Origin of the sequence: Pseudomonas sp. 2822-17 (assembly GCF_002742485.1) — a bacterium.
Lineage (GTDB): Bacteria > Pseudomonadota > Gammaproteobacteria > Pseudomonadales > Pseudomonadaceae > Aquipseudomonas > Aquipseudomonas cyclaminis.
In genome coordinates, this window is record NZ_LJRZ01000880.1 from 1 (window position 1) to 247 (window position 247).

The following is a 247-nucleotide window of genomic DNA, read 5'->3' on the forward strand; positions in this document are numbered from 1 at the left end:
CCAATAGTTTGTTGTGTAACACGAGCGTTACGTTGCTGGCTCTCCTCTGTTAAATCCCCTATTTGTTTAAATTCCCTTTTCATCGAATCACTGACATCCACTACGTAATCTCCAATGTTCCTGCTTACCTTATCTAGTTTTTCTCCAAGGCTACCTTCTAACGTTTGAACATATCTAGCTAATGTATCCTTCAAAACTCCTACGCTTGATTCAATCTGTCCTTCTCTATGGTTGAAGGAATCAGACA

General features: G+C 39.7%; 1 protein-coding gene. It reads right to left on the reverse strand.

Annotated elements, in window-relative coordinates; translation table 11 throughout:
* The coding region (locus AOA60_RS33630) for a hypothetical protein (RefSeq protein WP_218240952.1) at window positions 1-247 on the reverse strand (247 nt) is incomplete at both ends.